This is a genomic window from Paenibacillus silviterrae, assembly GCF_030167925.1.
Classification (GTDB): Bacteria; Bacillota; Bacilli; order Paenibacillales; family NBRC-103111; genus Paenibacillus_G; species Paenibacillus_G silviterrae.
The window spans coordinates 2,693,172-2,709,888 of the sequence record NZ_JASKUT010000001.1 but is presented as its reverse complement, the minus strand read 5'-3'; the positions used below and the strand labels follow the sequence as shown (position 1 = coordinate 2,709,888).

The window sequence follows — 16,717 nt, the reverse complement described above, 5'->3', positions numbered from 1 at the left end:
TGAATATATGGTATATTAGCCTTTTACATCACGTCATCCTTGGGGGTATCTGAAGATGAGCATCATACAACGTAACAACGTTCAAATAAAAGGCAGCGGTGAAATGCCCATGATATTTGCGCATGGCTTTGGCTGCGATCAGCATATGTGGCGTTTTGTAGCTCCCGCATTTGAGAGCGATTACCGAACCATCCTGTTCGACTATGTCGGCTCGGGGAAGTCCGATTGGGGAGCCTATAACCCGGAACGCTACAAGGATTTAGCAGGCTATGCACAGGATTTGCTGGATGTGTGCGAAGCCGCCGGTATGCAAAAGGGGATCTTTGTAGGGCATTCTGTCAGTGCTATGATCGGGATTCTTGCGGCTATCCGCGAGCCGAGTCTCTTTAGCAGGCTGATTCTGATCGGTCCTTCCCCGTGCTTTATCAATGAACCGCCAGACTATATAGGAGGCTTCGAAAGGAAGGATATTGAAGAGCTGATTGAGCTGATGAGCAAAAATTATAAGGGCTGGGCTAACTTCTTGGCGCCTATTGTCATGGCGAATCCGGATCAGCCGGAGCTCGCCCGCGAGCTTGAGGAAAGCTTTTGCGCGATGGATCCTCAAATTGCCATTTCATTTGCACGGGCAACCTTCTTATCGGACTATCGTCAGGAGCTGTCGAAGGTAAACATTCCCGCGCTCATCCTTCAATGCGATCAAGATGCTATTGCTCCTTTGGAGGTAGGTGCGTTCGTGCATTACCAAATGCCCCAGAGCACCTTGCAGCTCATGCAAGCAACGGGACACTGCCCGCATATCAGTCATCCTGAAGAAACCATTCAGCTGATCAAACAATACCTATGCACTTCCTTTCCGGATTCTTCGGAGAGCAGGGCGGGTCATGGATGACCGACTGCTTAACGCTCCGTGCGGGTACTTGACCTTAGATGACGATTGCCGAATTCTATCGGTTAATCATACGCTTCTTGCACTTATCGGATATCAAATGGACTTATTGTATATGTGTAAATTCGAATCGATCTTAAGCAGGTCCAGCCGGGTTATATTCCAAATTTATTTTGCTCCCTTAATTAAGCTGAACCAAAGAATCGATGAAATGTATGTATCCTTAACATCCGTAACAGGAGAGAACGTTCCTGTGCTGCTGAGTGCTGTCCGTAGGGAGCAGCAGGGTATTTGTTCCAATGAATGCGTCTTGCTCCCGATGCAGCGTCAAATGGAGTATGAGCGGCAGATCACTCAAGCTGAGTATGGGGCAAACCGGGCCAAGAGCGAATTAGAACAGCTGCAGCACTTACTGAAAACAAAGGAAGATGAGCTTCGAGAGCTTACTGCGAAGCTGGAAGAGGTCCGCTCTCAAGCCAAAGCAGCGGAACAGTCCCTCGCTCAAATTAAGTCAGAGCTGAAAGCGGCCGAAGGAGCCTTGTCTCCCTTTCCATGCTTCAAGAAACCGTTAAGCGAATAGAGGATGCCTGTTGAAACATGGGGACAATTTCTATTTTTTGACAACACACATATACTTTTTTGTACTATAAAAAAGGAGTGTGTTCCTTTGAGCCCTCAAAGCAGACCGAATCACCTGGCGTGGCATGAAACCTTGGAGCTGCATGAGCTTGTGGCATTCCAGACCAGCCAGTTAGTCTCGTTCAAAAAGAAGCTGCCCAGTCTTCAAGACCGGGGCCTATACTCCCTTTACTCTGAAACGGTAAAAATTTTGGAGAAAAATCTTACGGAGCTATTGCAATTTTACCCTAAAGCTCCTGAGATGCGAAGCAGCAGCGATATGCCGGAGCTGCTCGGCGCAGAGTCCGCCCAGCTGCTGGCTTTTGCCAAAACGGCTGTTCGTAATTACGCTATCGCCATCACGGAGACCGCTACCCCTCAGTTAAGAGCTGTTTTTCACAAACAGCTGATAGGTGCGATAGAGCTGCACGGGAAAGTATTTCAGTTCATGTACGAGCGCGGATTGTACCCTGCCTATGATTTAAAAGCATTGCTGGCCAATGATGTTACGAATGCCAAAGCGGCTATCTCCTTGTAAGGCGACAAGAAATCCATTACGAAGATCGCTTACCGGCTATTATGGCAGGTAGTCAGCGATCTTTTTGCTGTTCCGGAAATATGTATAATTTGGAAACGATCGGGGGTTACTAAGGATAGGAGATTAATAAACACTTAACATAAAACGCGGTTGGATTTAACATGAGCCGTCTATGATGGATGGAGTAGGAGATCAAGCGAAGGAGGACATTTCTAGTGAACACCTTAACCATCAAAAGAGGGAGACGGTTGTCGGTGCTGTTATTGCTGCTTGTACCGCTTGTGCTTTGGTCGGTGCAGGAGGTGCTGGCTCAGCATGTATTCCTTCAGGAGGATCGTGTTCAGGAGATGGAGATAGGGCTGGTCAAGGCGCGTGATCTTCCGGTTCTTTCCATTCTGGAAGCGAAGGACTTTATCGGGCAGACGGTGAGGATCCGCGGGATTGTTACGACGGAGGAAATCACGCGACAGGGCAATATCCGATCCGTTCATATACAAGATGCTACCGGCGGGATTCACTTAAGCGCCTATGAGGGAATGACTCTTCAAAAGGGTGACCAGGTGCAAGTGATCGGGGCCATTGCAGATGTCAAAGGATTAATGGAAATTCGGCCTCAGTACGGAGGTCTTGCGATACTAAAGACCGATCAGGCTTTGCCTCCGGTGAACGTACTGACGGCCGGCGATCTGAAGGATGCAAGAAAGCTTGAAGCATTAAAAGGGACCGTCGTTACAATCAAAGCGCAGCTGCAAGAGATCCCGCAAGAGGCTCGAGACGAGGGGGTACTGATCCCTCTTCAGGCGGGGGAAGGAAGCAAGCTGTCGTTGCGTCTTCCGAAAGAGACGATCAAGCCCTCACAGCTTCAGGTTGGCGGCATTTATGAGGTGACGGGAATTCTTAGCCAGCACCGGCAATATCAAATTTTGCCGCAGCATATCGAGGATATAAGCTTAATCAGCCCGCCGCGCGGGTAGGTTAAGCTTTTTTTCTTGTGCTTCGAGGTGGGACTATCGAATTCTTGCTCTCCTATTGCAATTGTATTATCACACGCTGAACGTTGGTTTATAATGAGTGTCACGAGGAGCTAGGGAGGTGGGTTCGTTTGCAAGACGATCAAGTGTTCGAAGCGGTGTATGAGACGATATTGAGCCGGGATACACGGCATGACGGAGTGTATTATGTCGGTATCGTCACCACAGGCATTTTCTGTCGTCCGTCCTGCCGTTCGCGAACGCCGAAGCGGGACAATGTGAGGGTCTACAGCAGCATAGAGGAAGCCCGGCATGCAGGGTTTCGGGCGTGCAAGCGCTGCAAGCCGGACGACCCGACCCGTCATGGACCGGATGCCGAGCTGGCTGAAGCTTTGTCCGAGCTCATCCGGCAGCGCTACCGGGAGAACGGTCTCACACTGGAAGCGATGGCCGCCGCCCTTGCCATTAGCCCTTACCATATGCAGCGTGTGTACAAAAGGGTCACCGGATTGACCCCTTCGAAGCGGCTGCAGCAGGTCCGAATCGAAGCGGCGAAGCGCTGTCTTCATGAGACGGATCGGCCGATCGCCGATATAGCCAAAGCAAACGGATTTGGGACGGCCGCCCATTTTTCCTTTGTATTTCAGAGAAGTGAGGGCTGTGCGCCTAATGAATATCGAAACCGAATAGCAAAGAAGGAGAATACCGATGAAGAATAACCGTTCATGTACGGAGGTGTGCTGGGACACCTTCATTCACCCTTTATTCGACAACAGGCCGATTTACTTGGCGGCGACGGAGAAAGGGTTATGCCGGATTACATGGCCGACGGAATCGTTCGATACGCTGCAAAGCTGGGTGCTTAAGCAAATACCGGATGCGCTGTTGATAGAGAACGGATTGCCGTTAGCAGAGGCCGCCGAGCAGCTGCGTCACTATTTTGACGGGCGCAGGGATGCTTTCTCGCTGCCCCTGGACATGCGGGGGACCCCGTTCCAAATCAGTGTATGGCAGGCGCTAACGGAGATTCCTTTGGGCCAAACGAGAAGCTACTCCGATATAGCCGTTGCGGTAGGAAGCCCGGCCGCAGTCAGAGCTGTAGGGGCGGCCAATGGAGCCAATCCGATTCCGATCGTTGTTCCTTGTCATCGGGTCATCGGCAAGAACGCGGCATTGACAGGCTTCCGCGGAGGAATCATGACGAAGCAGAAGCTTCTGGAACGGGAGGGATTTCATGATTACACCGGGAAAGCGCACGCAAGATTTCGGTTTTGATCCTGAATCCGGTGTGGTTACGATGGCGCTTCCGGCGAGCTTCAGTTATAGTGAAGCCTTGCATTATCTTTCGAGATCGCCGCTGGAATGCTTGCATCTCGTGGAAGATCGGCGTATTTATAAGCTGCTGGAGCTGGAGCCGATGGAGGAGCCGGTCCTTATTGAAATTTCCGAGCAGGAGCAAGGCTGTCTTCTGCTTCGCTCGGTTGAGGGCAAGCCCCTAAGCCCATCCGCCGGACAAGCGGCCGTCTCCTATATACAGGAGTGGTTCGACCTGAAGAGGGATGTAACGCCCTTCTACGTTATGGCCGAGCGGGACCCGCTGTTAAGCAAGCTGGCGGAGGATTATGCGGGGCTGCGCATCATCGGCGTCCCGGATCTGTTCGAGGCGTTGAGCTGGGCGGTCGTCGGGCAGCAGGTCAATCTCACCTTCGCTTATACGATGAAGAAGCGTTTGGTGGAGTCTTACGGCTTGCGGAAGGAATGGAACGGCCGTACACTTTGGCGGTTCCCTAAGCCGGCCGATATCGCGAGCCTTACGGTGGAGGAGCTGAGACAGCTGCAGCTCACAACCAAGAAGGCGGAGTTTCTCATCGGTATTGCGAAGCTTATGGACAGCGGAGCCCTTACGAAGGAGGCTCTAGCTTCGGCAGCGACGAGTCAAGAAGCTGAGCGTCAGCTGACCTCGATCCGCGGAATTGGACCTTGGACGGCAAACTATGTAATGATGCGATGTCTGCGCGACACGTCCGCCTTTCCGATAGGCGATGCCGGCCTTCAGAACGCGCTGAAGGCGTCGCTCCAACGTACGGAGAAGCCGTCCGCCGATGAAATCAGAGCCATCTTCGAGCCGTGGCATCCTTGGGAGGCCTACGCGGTCTTTTATTTGTGGAGAAGTCTTTCCTAAGCGGATATGCATATTTTTCCGTCAGGAAGTGGATACTTTTCCTAAAAAATGCGAGGTATGGTTCATGAATGATTTGTTCAGAAAAGCGTTATCGCTAGGTGTCGGCATTACCGTGCTCAGCAAGGAGAAGATTGAGCAGCTGGTGGAGGATTTGGTGAAAAAGGGTGATGTGGCGCCGGACGAATCCAAGGAGCTGGTTACTCGGCTGGTGGAAAAAGGGGAGCAGCAGCAGTCGGAGATCAAGCGCATGGTTCGTGAGCAGCTGCAGAAAGTGATGGCGGAGCTCCAGGTTGCCACGAAGGAGGATATCGCGCGGCTCGAACAGCGGATCGAGAAGCTGGAAACCCCGACTTCATAGACGGTAAGCGGGAAAGGAGAGGCTCGTAATGGGCAAGCGGATTCGCCATATCAATCGGTACCGGGATATTGCTCTGGCGTTCACCCGGCACGGCTTCGGCTTCCTGGTCGAGGACCTCGATCTTCTCAAAATCTCTTCCGTCCCGAGCAAAATCCGGTTTTTCGCCAAAGGCGTAGAGCGAAAGTCGATCGGAGAGCGAATCCGCCTCATGTTTCAAGAGCTGGGGCCAACCTTTATCAAGCTTGGTCAAATTGCGAGCACCCGGGCGGATTTGGTGCCGGAATCGATCCTGGAGGAGCTTGTGAAGCTTCAGGATCAGGTGGCTCCGTTTCCCTTCGAGCAGGTAAGAGACATTGTTCGATCTGAGCTTGGGATGGAGCTGGAACAGCTCTATTCCTACTTCGGAGAGACTCCGCTCGCTGCCGCCTCCATAGGGCAAGTCCATGAGGCGGTGCTTCGAACCGGGGAGAGGGTGGCGGTCAAGGTACAGCGCCCACACATCACGGTGAATGTACGAACGGATCTTGAAATTTTGCAAAATCTGGGCCAGCTCGCGGAAAGCCGGTTCGAATGGGCCCGCCGCTACCAGCTTCGCAAAATGATTCAGGAGTTCGGCAAATCGCTGCTGCAGGAGCTGGATTACACCATCGAGGGGAGAAATACCGAGACGATCGGCAAGCAGTTCGAGAAAGATCCCTTTGTTCGTGTTCCCCGCGTATACAAGGAGCTGACGACCAAGAAGCTGCTGACGCTGGAGTTCCTCGACGGAATTAAGCTTAGCCATATCGAGAAGCTCCAAGCGGACGGCTACGATGTCAAAAAGATCGGTGAACGCCTTATGAAGGCGATGCTGCAGCAAATTCTCGTAGACGGCTTCTTTCATGCGGATCCCCATCCGGGCAATCTGCAGGTGCTTCCGGGCGGAGTTCTTGCGTTGATGGATTTCGGTATGGTGGGACGGCTGACTCCGGCCATGAAGAGGCACTTCGCCAATCTGGTCATCGCGCTGATGCGTCAAAGCACGCCGGCCGTCATGAAGGCGGTGCTGGGCATGGGGCTGGTTACACATGATGTGGACGTTGCCGAGCTTGAGCGGGATGTGGATAACCTGCGAGACAAGTATGTAGGCATCCCGTTCAGCCAAATGAGTCTCGCCGAAGCGGTCAGCGATTTGCTGGACGTGGCAAACCGCCATCAGGTGCGGATTCCTCCCGATTTCATTCTGCTCGGGAAGAGCCTGATGACGGTCGAAGGTGTGGTTCAGCAGCTGGACCCCGAGATCAGCGTGCTGCGAATCGCCGAGCCGTTCGGCCTGCGGCTGCTGAAGGATCGCTTCCATCCCCGCAATATGGCTACCAGGTTCCAGGAAGAGCTGTCGGAGTATGGGGACCTAGCGCTCAAGCTTCCGAAGTATGTGAAGGATCTGATGAAGGTTGTCAGAAAGGGCAGGGTAGAGATCAGCCTCTTCGACCTGGACCGGCTGATGGCCAGGATCGACCTAATCAGCGGCCGGCTGATGTTCGGCATTGTACTGCTCTCCTTCAGCATCCTGATGTCGGGGATCATTATCGGCACCTCGCTGCAGCGTCAATCCGGTATCCTCTGGAACATTCCCGTGTTGGAGATCGGTACGCTGATCGCGATATTCCTGCTGGTCTGGCTGCTGTTCGCGTATGCCGTGATGCGGTCGGGAAAGAAGCCTTTCGATTAAGGGTTCTGCGCTTATACTCTGGTTTTTGTCAAAATGCAGGGTACACCTTTGCCAACCGCTCCCGGCTCGCTCATTTTTTCCAGATACCGAAGTCCTCGGGTACATTTGCGGCAGCGCTCACATACATCGGATGTAACCACCTTCATGTGATACTGCTTTTTATCCGATGAGGGGGTATTTTTTTTGCCTTTTGTTTTTTTGCCGCCCATGGTCGATCCTCTCCTTCATGTACAATCATGTTGCATAGTATGAGGGAACGACGCAAAAGGGAACGAATCCAAAGGTAGAAGGAACTGGGTACTTTGCACTAAATTTACACAGAGCAAGGAGGGATAACCGGGAAGAGTGTCGAATGTCTTAAGGAGCATTCATTCCCAGCAGCAGAGGAGGATTAAGATGAAGTACCTTATCAGCCAATCCGTCAAAATTGTCGACATGAACGACGAAATTTTAACCGAGGTGCTGTTCGAGCACGGTGAGTTCGAATCCCCCGCCTTGTCGATCGGCACGTCTGTCATTACGTACCAGCTAGGTTTGAAGGAGTTTCAGGTGGTCTTTGACATGCGGGAAGGAAAGCAGCACCGCGTCAAAATTATCGATATAGAGGTAGATTTGATCCGTCAGCCGACAACCACCCGCGCGTATCTGGAGCCGGTCACCTTGATCGTAGGACAGCATGATATCGGACAAATGTAATTCGCTGTGAAGCCGCTTTTCTGACGCGTTAAGAAAAGCGGCTTTTTTTGTGCTAAAATAAGTCTGTCCAATATTCTGTGGAGGAGCGGTGTTTCATCCAATGACCAAATCACCTAATCATACCTTTCTTATGCTTGGCGGGTTGTTTGCTTTGCTGTCCGTTGCTCTTGGGGCCTTCGGAGCTCATGCGTTGAAGGAAGCCATGCCCGCGAATTTCATGGCGAATTACCAAACCGGGGTGCAGTATCAGATGATGCATTCGCTGGGTCTTATTGCCGTTGGCCTGGCTGCGGCCGTGCTGCCGGACACCGGACATTTGCGGCGTGCCGGCTGGTCGATGGCGATCGGCATCGTGCTGTTTTCCGGGAGTCTCTATGTGCTTAGCCTTACGCAAATCACCAAGCTCGGTGCGATTACTCCGCTCGGCGGGGTAGCGTTTCTATACGGCTGGCTGTCTCTTATGCTGGCTGCACGAAAGAAATAAGCGGGGAAGAAAGCCGTCCGATACCGGATGGTTTTCTTCTTTTTTTACGGCAGGAAATCGCCTGCGGAGCGCAGAATTGCTTAAGGGATATCCTAATTTCAGGAACAAAAGCATGTCCAACCGAAAACAGCGGAGGGGGCAAGAGTGATGAGAGACCAGCCGGATTCCAGCACTCCTCAAGGGAGGAGGCGTTTGTTCCCATGGTTATTGTATGGCTTCGCTCTGCTGTGCACGATCTTTGCCTTCTGGACGGGAGAGAAGCTGTTATGGGCCTTGATCGCCTTGGGAAGTCTGGCTTTGGCTTCCATGCTGTATCACGGTGCCGCGAGGCAGACCGAAGCCTCTAGGACAAGGGAAAGCGCCGGATTTTACGATGCTTTGCTTCATCATAATCCGAACGCGATCGGGGTGATCGACTCCGGCGGCAGCTTCAAACGAGTGAACACAACGGCGGAAGAGATGCTCGGGTATTCGGAATCGGAGATGCTGGGGCAGCCGCTTCACGCGATCTTAGCTTCCGACAGGAGCGATAAGGTGCAAGCCTTCTTCTCGGAGCTGAGTAGAGGGGCGCCTGTTTCCGTCAAGACGACGGTGCAGCACAAGGAAGGCTACCGGGTGGATTTGGATGTTACGGCCGTTCCCTTCAATCGAGGGCAAGGGGATGATGACATCATGCTGATCTGTCAGGATATTACGGCCAGCATGCGAACGGAAGAACAGATTCGTCATTTGGCGTATTACGATGATATGACCGGATTGCCGAACCGCCGGCTGTTTGTTCAAAGCTTGAATCAAGCGATCGCCCGAGCGGTCAAGAGAAACCGTATGCTGGCAGTCGTATTCGTCGATCTGGACCGGTTCAAAATGGTGAATGACAGCTTCGGGCATGACTATGGGGATATGCTTCTGCTGCAGGTGGCCGAGCGAATCACCCGTTCCGTGACGGAGAAGGATTTCGCCGCGCGAACGGAGGGAGATGAATTCGCGCTGTATTATACGGATATACATAGCATTGAGAATGTGGCGGAGATTGCCGAGGGGATCTATAAGGAGCTGGAGGAGCCCTTCATGCTGGAGCAGTACCAGCTTCATGTGACCGCCAGTATTGGAATTGCGCTGCTGTCGGAAGACGAGGAAGATGCCGCCGCATTGATGAAGTGCGCGGATATTGCGCTGACCCGTGCCAAGGAAAAAGGGAAAAGCAACTATCAGGTGTTTAATTCCGATATGAAGTCGGTGTCGTTGAAACGGCTGACGCTGGAAAATGAGCTGCGCAAGGCGTTTGCGCGGGAGGAGCTAATGCTACATTATCAGCCGCAGATGGAGATAAGCACCGGACGGATCGTCGGCTTCGAGGCGTTGGTCCGCTGGCGCCATCCCGAAAGGGGGATAATTCCTCCGATGGATTTTATCCCCTTCGCGGAGGAAAGCGGACTGATCGTTCTTATAGGCGAATGGGTGATGAAAGAGGCTTGCCGGCAAAATCGACGGTGGCAGACGATGGGCTTCGCGCCGGTCCCGATCGCCGTAAATTTATCGACCCGCCAGTTTCTCCAGCAAGATCTTCCGGACAAAATCGCCCGGGTGCTGCAGGAGACCGGACTTCCTCCCGAGCTGCTGGAGCTGGAAATTACCGAGAGCAGCACGATGGACGTGGACTACGTCTCCGAGCTGCTGCAAAGCTTGAAGAAGCTTGGCGTCAAAATCAGCATCGATGACTTCGGCACAGGGTACAGCTCGTTATATTACTTAAAACGCTTCCCTATCGATAAGCTGAAAATCGATCAATCGTTCGTGCGGGATATCATGACGGATCCTAACGATGCGGCCATCGTGGCTTCGATCATTGCCATGACACGGCATTTGAACCTTCGGGTCATAGCGGAGGGGGTGGAGACGAGGGAGCAGCTCGACTACTTGTACAGCAATCACTGCAATGAAATTCAGGGGTATTGGTTCAGCCCGCCGTTAGAAGCGGGGCAAGCGGAGTGTCTATTGCTCCAGCAGAACGCCGCGGCTGCCTCTGTCTCTGACTCGGCCGCGGCCAGCGAGCGGAAGCGTCCCACTTAATCGGCGGTAAAATCATCGATTTCGTTGATTTTAAATAAATATACCTTCTTCTCATCCACGTGATATACGGTCACGTTCCCGACGGAGGGATCCGTGCTTAAGATGCGGCAGGGTATGCTAAGCTTTACGCCCTTTCCTTTTACTACGGTTAAGCGAATCAGCTTGTTGCTTTCCTTCAGCTGCTGCAGCTGCTCCCATATCACACGATGCGGATCGTCCTTAGATGCCTGAGTTCCGGACTCCTGCGCTTTCCCCTGAGGCTTGCCCGGCGATTCTGTTCGGGGGGCCTCTTTAGGCTGCTTAGCCGCATCGGTAGCATTGCTTGTCCCCTTATCCTTCAAGATCGCCTGCTTTAAAGCGACTTCAATTTTCTTGCCCAGCTCGATTCCCTGCTTTACCTGATAATCCTCGACGGAGCTGCCGTTCAACAACTGCAAAAGCTTTTCCAGTGCACGCCCGTTGGTATCTTCTTCGATCATGATGTCGACGTTGAACAAAAACTTCCGTTTCTGCGGTTCCTTCTCCAAAGGGTTGCCTCCCTACTATCCTAATACCTACTACTATATCATGTTTTTCCCAAGTAACCAAAGCGCAAGCTTTGCCCAGTGGCGCCCGGATTGCGATCAGCGTGGAACGGTTCTTCAGCCGGCTTCATACATTATATAAGGCATGATTTCCGATTGATGCATAAGGGGGAATGTCGTTATGATGCGAGTGGAGCCGGTTGAGCTGGAAGGACGTATCGCGCTTGCCATTGAAGTGAAGCTGCCGAAGACAACCCTGCTTGTTGTCACTACGGATAAGGGCTATATCATGTGCGGAGCGCTGGATGTCGGTCTGCTGAACGAGAAGCTGAAGGACCGGCGGATCATCGCAGGGCGGGCCACCGGAGTGCGCACGATAGAGGATTTGCTGGAAGCGCCGCTGGAATCGGTTACGTACGAGGCGGAAGCGCTGGGGATCGTGGCCGGCATGAAGGGCCGGGACGCTGTAATGAAGATGTTCTAAGATGAACAATCCAAACGACAGTCCGATGGGGCAGCCCAAGGGCTGTCGTTTTTTGATAAGAGGAAGATGCAGAAGCCCGCCCTCACGAGGGAGGGTAGGGCTGAAGACCAGAGGCTTATACGTCGATTACGACCATCTGATGGCATTCGAGCTTAGGCAAGACATATTGAACGGTACCGTCCGCTTCCTGAAGGAAAGGAAGCTCCACCTGCTGTGGGGCCAAATATACCCGCTTAGCCTTCTCCTTCAGCTTGACGGCAACCTCCGTTTCATACAAAGGAACGATGTCCTCAATAACCTCGATTCCTTTCCCGCGTTTTACGGGAGAGGCATACAGCAAATGATTAATATAGCGGTTCTCCGCAGACTGCTTCGTTAACGTCACGACCCCCTGAGCCGGCAAGCTTGTGCGCAGCGTCTTAGCCGTTCCCAGCAAGCGGTCGAGGGCAAACTGTACCGTTTCTTTCAGAATGAGGCTGCCGTTATTGGCATAATCCTCGAACACATTCCACGCGATATAAATGCCGCTCGGGCTTTCCACCATTCCCGGTCCGCTATTTTGCAGAGCGCTTGGCGTATGCTTGTGGGAGCAGAACGTAAACACATCCCGGTTAAAATAAGGATTTTCCCGATGTCCTAGCAGCGTGCCCTGATGGGTCAATTCCACCTGCTGCCCCTGAGAGTAGAAGATGAAGGAGGCCTCCGGCAGGCTCTTCAGCTCGAAATGCGGACGAAAGTAATCCGGCTGATAAGGATTGACTCCGATATACCGTACGCCCAGGTCCAATGCAAAGGCGGAGCCCTCCGTGTTCAGGCCCGATGTGCCGGTGGCCAGAAGTTTTCCTCCTTGTGCCGCGTACGCCTTCAGCTTGGAAACGAGCGCCTCCGACACCGGAATGCGATCCGGTAAAATGACGACGCGATAAGGCGATAGGTCGCTCTCCAGATCGACAACGTCGAACAGCAATTTGCCCTCCAGCAGCATCCGGACTGCTCCAGTATCGGAGTCGCCGGTGCGATCGCTGCGGGATTCCTCCCCTTGGGAAAGGACGGCCTCCACTGTGAGAAGAGCTACATCGGCTACGTTCCTTGCCTCAATGCACCAGGCCTCCTTTTGCTCCACTTCTGCATAAGCCGCTCCAATGATAGAGTAGGTGGCCGGGTCCATCACCCCCTCCGGATGAAGCTGGTCGCCGATCGAGCAGCGCGCCCCGTTCGCCAGGCTTAACGCCGTCTCATAACGCAGCGCATTCGGATGCTTGTAGCCGCCGAACTCGCCCCAGGAGGTGTGAAACTTCCCGGTCATTCCGAGGAATGGCATGCCAAGCCCTTGAGCATAGCGGGCCGACAAAGGAAAGTGGTCGTAGCCCCAGCCGCCGGTAGGCAGCGATTCCAGCTCCAGATGGGTGTTCATTTGCGCCAGGTCGCGTCGCCCGCGCCGGATATGACCGCCGTTGTGGAATACCGGCAGCCCCGGCTTCACGGCGTCAATGGTTTCGCGGACGCGGCGTGTATAGTTGGCATAGGTGCGCTCCCCTTGCTCTAGGATAGCGGCTTTGTCCCGAGGATCTTTGCCTTCAACGAGCAGCCGGTTGACACAGGTGTGGCAATAGCATTTGCGGACGCCTACGATGTCAAGGAAAATGCCGTCTGCGTCATAATTGCGCACGACCTCTTCGATCTGTCGAAGCAGGATGTCCAAATAAGGCGTGTTTAAGCAAAATTGATGATACCCCGGCTTCATGAACCCGTCGACCCAGTTCGTATTATCGTTGATGTCGCGAATCAGCCATTCCGGATGACGGCGGGCCAGCTTCTCATCCAGTCCTGCCGATAAATAAACGGGGGTTTTGACACCGATTTCATGAGCGGCCTCCATCATGGCTCCCAGCAGGTCGAAGTCGAGATGCGGATGCATTTCGTTCTCCCGGGTAGGATGATAAGCCCAGCCGTGATGGCATTTGGAGAACACGGTGATGGAATCTACGCGGCCTTTGCGGAGCATGTCCTGAAACTGTCGCTTGTCGAAGCGGCTGCCGATACCGGCGATCGCCTCCGACGTATGAAAATCAAGATGAACCTGACGAAAACGCATACTTGCATCTCCTCCTTAGGGGTGATATGTACCTTCCCGAAAACACCTGTACCTCCTTACTATAGTACGGATTTTGGAAGAGAGCATAGGCACGGTCGCGACCAGTTATAGCACATTTTCGACCATTTGCATTATAATGAATCCAAAGGGGGAGAGCGTGATGGTGGATTGCTTGCAGCTGCGCATTCCGCCGCTGCCGCAGTTTCTGACCGGCGGGCATTCGGTGTGGCCCGTAGGGATGCAGCACTTTGAGCGGATCTTTGAGGTGTACGATTTATTGCTTGTTTTTGACGGGACCATGTATATGACGGAGGAGGACAAATCCTACAGCATTCGCGGCGGGGAGCTGCTGCTGCTGGAGCCCGGACGGAGACATGTCGGTCTGAAGCCCTGTGAGGAGCCGACGGATATTTATTGGGTGCATTTCAAGCATGAGCTCCCGCACGGCCGCCTCCAAGACAAGCAGGTCGAATGGTCCGTACCGGTGCGGGCAGGCCGGGATCAGGATCTATCGCCGCAGGAACAGTTCCTGTATTTGCCGAAATACGGCCCTTTCGACCGGGCGGCCCTCAAGCCGATTTTGGACGAGCTGCTTCAGCTGCGGTCCACTTTGACGATGGATCATGCGGTGGATATCCAGGTGCTGCTCGGCCGGCTGCTTTCCGCGCTTCAATCGTCCTTGCGTTCGGACCGGAGAAGAAGCCGCTCGTATGCCGTGGCCGAGCAGGTGATGCGATACCTGGAGGCAAGAACGGGAGAGGGGTATCAGGCCGGCAGGATGGCCGAGGAGCTGCACTTTGACGAGGATTACGCGGCACGCTGCCTGCGCAAGCATTACGGAATGAGTCCGCTTCAATACCATAACCGGCTGAGGATGGAGGAGGCGAAGCGGCTGCTTCGGCACAGCACGCTGGCCCTGCCCGAGATCGCGTCCCTCGTAGGGTATGGCGACTATAATTACTTCATCCGCATGTTCCGCAAGACCGTCGGATCGACTCCCGGCGCTTACCGCAATCAAGCGCAGGGGTATGTATAAGCGTTGTGTATCCTGTCAAAGCCTGTATAATGTTAGGTAACAGATCGGACGATAGGGGCTGGAGCGGATGGAGATACAGAAAATAACCACGCGCAAAATCTATGAGGTGGTCGCCGAGCAGATCAAGGAGCAGATCGTAAGCGGTGCCCTGAAGCCGGGAGAGAAGCTGCCTTCGACGAAGGAGCTGTCCGAGCGCTATCAGGTAGGCCGGTCCACGGTTCGGGAGGCGTTAAGTGCGCTGAAGGCGATGGGACTTGTCGAGGCGCATCAGGGTGAAGGCAGCTATGTGCGCATCATCGAAGCGCAGGATGTGGAGCTGCCGGAGCTGGGTTCCCTGCTGATGAGCCGGGAGACCGTAATGGAGCTGATCGAGGCCCGCCAGGCGCTTGAGATCTCCAATGCGGCGCTGGCGGCGGAGAAACGGACGGAAGCGGATCTGGAGCGGTTCGAGGCGGTGCTGAAGCGAATGGAGGAGCATCTGGGGGATGAGGTCGAGGGCGAGCGGACCGATCTCGAATTCCACCTGATTCTGGCGGAGGCAACGCATAATTCGATCATGATGCGCATGATCGATTCGATCTCGTCGCAGATGCAGGCGGCGATCCGCGAGACGCGTCGGCTGCAGCTATACGCGCAGAAGGAGGTCGCCCGGCAGCTGTATCAGGAGCATAAGGCCATATTCCAGGCCATCCGTGACCGCAACCCGGCGGCAGCACAAGAGCAAATGCAAAAGCACCTATTCCATGTGGAGCAGGTGCTGGTCAAATTTCTGAAGAAGTGAGCTGCGGCTTACTTCTTTTTTTTGCGCTCTTGTCCTGCGGCAGGCTTCTTCAGGCGGATTTCCAGAATGCCGTCACGGAACTGCTTCCGCGGCTTCTTGGTCAGCACCGGTGCCGGGAGGCGGAGTACCTTCCGCCGCTTGCCGGGGATGCCGGAAATGACCAGTCTCATCTCATCAAGTGTCAGCTTCACGGAGCGGGGGGATACCTGCTCGGGCAGCAGCACCCTGACGATAATGGAACGATGGGTTTCGAACAGGTCGGCGCTAATGCCGGAGAACCGGGACACCTGCAGCTGTCTTAGTGACCGGTCCATCGCGCCGTGAAGCTCCCGCCGCAAAGGTTCCCGGCTGTCCTTTAGCGAAGCAAGCCGTTTCCGCACCACATGCTCAAAGACGCTCCAGCCTTCGCCGAACGCCTTCTCGAATCGCTCATTCATAGGCAAAGCCCTCCTTTGACCTATGGGGATATCACAGGATATGCAGGAGGGCCCAGGATGGTTCCTTGCAAGCTTATTGCAGGTCTCTCACGTCAGCAATGGAGCCGAAGCCGCAGGGGTCGCTGTGCAGGAAGCGAAGCACCTGCTCGGCAGCCTGCTCAGGCGAAGTAAGCTGCCCGGAGCGCTTAAGCTCAAGGAAGCGGTCAAGCTGAGGAAATGCCTCCGGGCTTGACGAGCGGATTTCCTGCTGCATCTGCGTGTCGATGACGCCGGGAGCGAGCGAGGCGATTCGCACGCCGTGGGCTTTGCCCTCCTCCTCCAGACCCACACAGCGGGTGTAGTGGTCCAAGCCCGCCTTCGATGCGCAGTAGCTGCTCCAGCCGGCATAGGGCTTGCGTCCGGCCCCGGAGGAGATATGCAGCACCCGTTTATCGATAGGCAGCTTAGCGCTGAGCCGGATAAAGGCGGAGGTCAGCAGCATCGGCGCCAGCAGATTGACCTGGACGTTCAGGGAGACCTCATCCGGCTCCGAATCGGCGGCGGGCGCAATCGGGCCGAGGACACCGGCGTTATTGATCAAATATAGCGAGGTCAGGCCGGAGGGAAGCCGTTCAAACAGTCTCTGCATCAGCGCTTCAAGCTCATGACCCGCAGACAGATCTTGCGAAAGGTAGGTGACACGATCATCATCCGACGAAACAGGGGGAACGCCCCGCGAGACGCAGATCAGCTTCTTAGGCTCTGCATCGTTTAACAGCCGAGCGGCTAACGCTTCACCGAGTCCGCGGGACGCTCCGGTTATGATATAGGCTTTCATATATGAGCAACATCCTTTCGTTTAGA

Annotated in this window: 20 protein-coding genes; 15 read left to right on the top strand and 5 right to left on the bottom strand. The window is 54.2% G+C overall.

Annotated elements, in window-relative coordinates; translation table 11 throughout:
- The first annotated feature begins 49 nt into the window (after positions 1-49).
- The 9 genes from QMO62_RS12440 (at position 50) to QMO62_RS12400 (ending at position 7,267) form a co-directional block, all read left to right on the top strand.
- Positions 50-892: an alpha/beta fold hydrolase gene (locus QMO62_RS12440; protein ID WP_284644930.1), complete on the top strand. Its 843-nt coding sequence runs from the start codon at positions 50-52 to the stop codon at positions 890-892.
- Positions 885-1,469 (top strand): nitrogen regulation protein NR(II), encoded by a 585-nt coding sequence (locus QMO62_RS12435; protein WP_284641276.1) that lies wholly within the window; start codon positions 885-887, stop codon positions 1,467-1,469. Before QMO62_RS12440 ends, QMO62_RS12435 begins: the two co-directional genes overlap by 8 nt.
- Positions 1,470-1,556: 87 nt before the next feature.
- Complete coding sequence (locus QMO62_RS12430; protein ID WP_284641275.1) at positions 1,557-2,045, top strand: spore coat protein; 489 nt, start codon at positions 1,557-1,559, stop codon at positions 2,043-2,045.
- A gap of 215 nt (positions 2,046-2,260) precedes the next feature.
- Complete coding sequence (locus tag QMO62_RS12425) at positions 2,261-3,019, top strand: hypothetical protein (protein ID WP_284641274.1); 759 nt, start codon at positions 2,261-2,263, stop codon at positions 3,017-3,019.
- A gap of 128 nt (positions 3,020-3,147) precedes the next feature.
- On the top strand, positions 3,148-3,735 hold the full coding sequence (locus QMO62_RS12420) for a bifunctional transcriptional activator/DNA repair enzyme AdaA (RefSeq protein WP_284641273.1): 588 nt from the start codon (positions 3,148-3,150) through the stop codon (positions 3,733-3,735).
- Entirely contained in the window at positions 3,725-4,291 is a 567-nt protein-coding gene (locus QMO62_RS12415) for a methylated-DNA--[protein]-cysteine S-methyltransferase (RefSeq protein WP_284641272.1), read from the top strand. The genes QMO62_RS12420 and QMO62_RS12415 overlap by 11 nt, the downstream gene beginning before the upstream one ends.
- Positions 4,251-5,198, top strand: coding sequence for a DNA-3-methyladenine glycosylase family protein (locus QMO62_RS12410; protein ID WP_284641271.1), 948 nt, complete (start codon positions 4,251-4,253; stop codon positions 5,196-5,198). Before QMO62_RS12415 ends, QMO62_RS12410 begins: the two co-directional genes overlap by 41 nt.
- A gap of 64 nt (positions 5,199-5,262) precedes the next feature.
- Entirely contained in the window at positions 5,263-5,556 is a 294-nt protein-coding gene (locus tag QMO62_RS12405; protein ID WP_284641270.1) for a phasin family protein, read from the top strand.
- 28 nt (positions 5,557-5,584) lie between these two features.
- On the top strand, positions 5,585-7,267 hold the full coding sequence (locus tag QMO62_RS12400) for an ABC1 kinase family protein (protein WP_284641269.1): 1,683 nt from the start codon (positions 5,585-5,587) through the stop codon (positions 7,265-7,267).
- 11 nt (positions 7,268-7,278) lie between these two features.
- Here QMO62_RS12400 and QMO62_RS12395 read toward each other — a convergent pair whose 3' ends face one another.
- The gene (locus QMO62_RS12395) at positions 7,279-7,476 is read right to left on the bottom strand and encodes a hypothetical protein (RefSeq protein WP_284641268.1); all 198 of its coding nucleotides are present in this window, start codon (positions 7,474-7,476) and stop codon (positions 7,279-7,281) included.
- A gap of 187 nt (positions 7,477-7,663) precedes the next feature.
- Here QMO62_RS12395 and QMO62_RS12390 point away from each other — a divergent pair, with 187 nt between their 5' ends.
- From QMO62_RS12390 to QMO62_RS12380, 3 genes are all read left to right on the top strand, one after another.
- Positions 7,664-7,963, top strand: coding sequence for a hypothetical protein (locus tag QMO62_RS12390; protein ID WP_284641267.1), 300 nt, complete (start codon positions 7,664-7,666; stop codon positions 7,961-7,963).
- A 100-nt stretch (positions 7,964-8,063) separates the two neighbouring features.
- Positions 8,064-8,447, top strand: a complete 384-nt coding sequence (locus QMO62_RS12385; protein WP_284641266.1) for a DUF423 domain-containing protein — start codon at positions 8,064-8,066, stop codon at positions 8,445-8,447.
- Positions 8,448-8,594: 147 nt separating this feature from the next.
- Positions 8,595-10,517, top strand: a complete 1,923-nt coding sequence (locus tag QMO62_RS12380; RefSeq protein ID WP_284641265.1) for a putative bifunctional diguanylate cyclase/phosphodiesterase — start codon at positions 8,595-8,597, stop codon at positions 10,515-10,517.
- Here the strand turns inward: QMO62_RS12380 and QMO62_RS12375 are convergent.
- A complete protein-coding gene (locus QMO62_RS12375; protein ID WP_284641264.1) occupies positions 10,514-11,044 on the bottom strand; it encodes a hypothetical protein in 531 nt (176 codons plus the stop codon). The two genes, QMO62_RS12380 and QMO62_RS12375, sit on opposite strands and share 4 nt — an antisense overlap.
- Positions 11,045-11,222: 178 nt before the next feature.
- On the opposite strand from QMO62_RS12375, the gene QMO62_RS12370 reads away from it, so the two are divergent.
- Complete coding sequence (locus QMO62_RS12370; RefSeq protein ID WP_284641263.1) at positions 11,223-11,525, top strand: YunC family protein; 303 nt, start codon at positions 11,223-11,225, stop codon at positions 11,523-11,525.
- Between the two features lie 115 nt (positions 11,526-11,640).
- On the opposite strand, the gene QMO62_RS12365 is transcribed toward QMO62_RS12370, so the two are convergent.
- Positions 11,641-13,620 (bottom strand): beta-galactosidase trimerization domain-containing protein, encoded by a 1,980-nt coding sequence (locus QMO62_RS12365; protein ID WP_284641262.1) that lies wholly within the window; start codon positions 13,618-13,620, stop codon positions 11,641-11,643.
- A gap of 160 nt (positions 13,621-13,780) precedes the next feature.
- Between QMO62_RS12365 and QMO62_RS12360 the strand changes: the two genes are divergently transcribed.
- Both QMO62_RS12360 and QMO62_RS12355 read left to right on the top strand, forming a co-directional pair.
- Complete coding sequence (locus QMO62_RS12360) at positions 13,781-14,656, top strand: helix-turn-helix transcriptional regulator (protein WP_284641261.1); 876 nt, start codon at positions 13,781-13,783, stop codon at positions 14,654-14,656.
- Between the two features lie 67 nt (positions 14,657-14,723).
- Positions 14,724-15,437 carry a FadR/GntR family transcriptional regulator gene (locus tag QMO62_RS12355; protein ID WP_284641260.1) on the top strand — a complete coding sequence of 238 codons (714 nt, stop codon included), beginning with the start codon at positions 14,724-14,726 and terminating at the stop codon, positions 15,435-15,437.
- A gap of 8 nt (positions 15,438-15,445) precedes the next feature.
- Here the strand turns inward: QMO62_RS12355 and QMO62_RS12350 are convergent, their stop codons facing one another.
- Both QMO62_RS12350 and QMO62_RS12345 read right to left on the bottom strand, forming a co-directional pair.
- Positions 15,446-15,874, bottom strand: coding sequence for an Hsp20/alpha crystallin family protein (locus QMO62_RS12350; protein ID WP_284641259.1), 429 nt, complete (start codon positions 15,872-15,874; stop codon positions 15,446-15,448).
- Positions 15,875-15,947: 73 nt separating this feature from the next.
- Complete coding sequence (locus QMO62_RS12345) at positions 15,948-16,691, bottom strand: SDR family NAD(P)-dependent oxidoreductase (protein WP_284641258.1); 744 nt, start codon at positions 16,689-16,691, stop codon at positions 15,948-15,950.
- Positions 16,692-16,717: the final 26 nt, after the last annotated feature.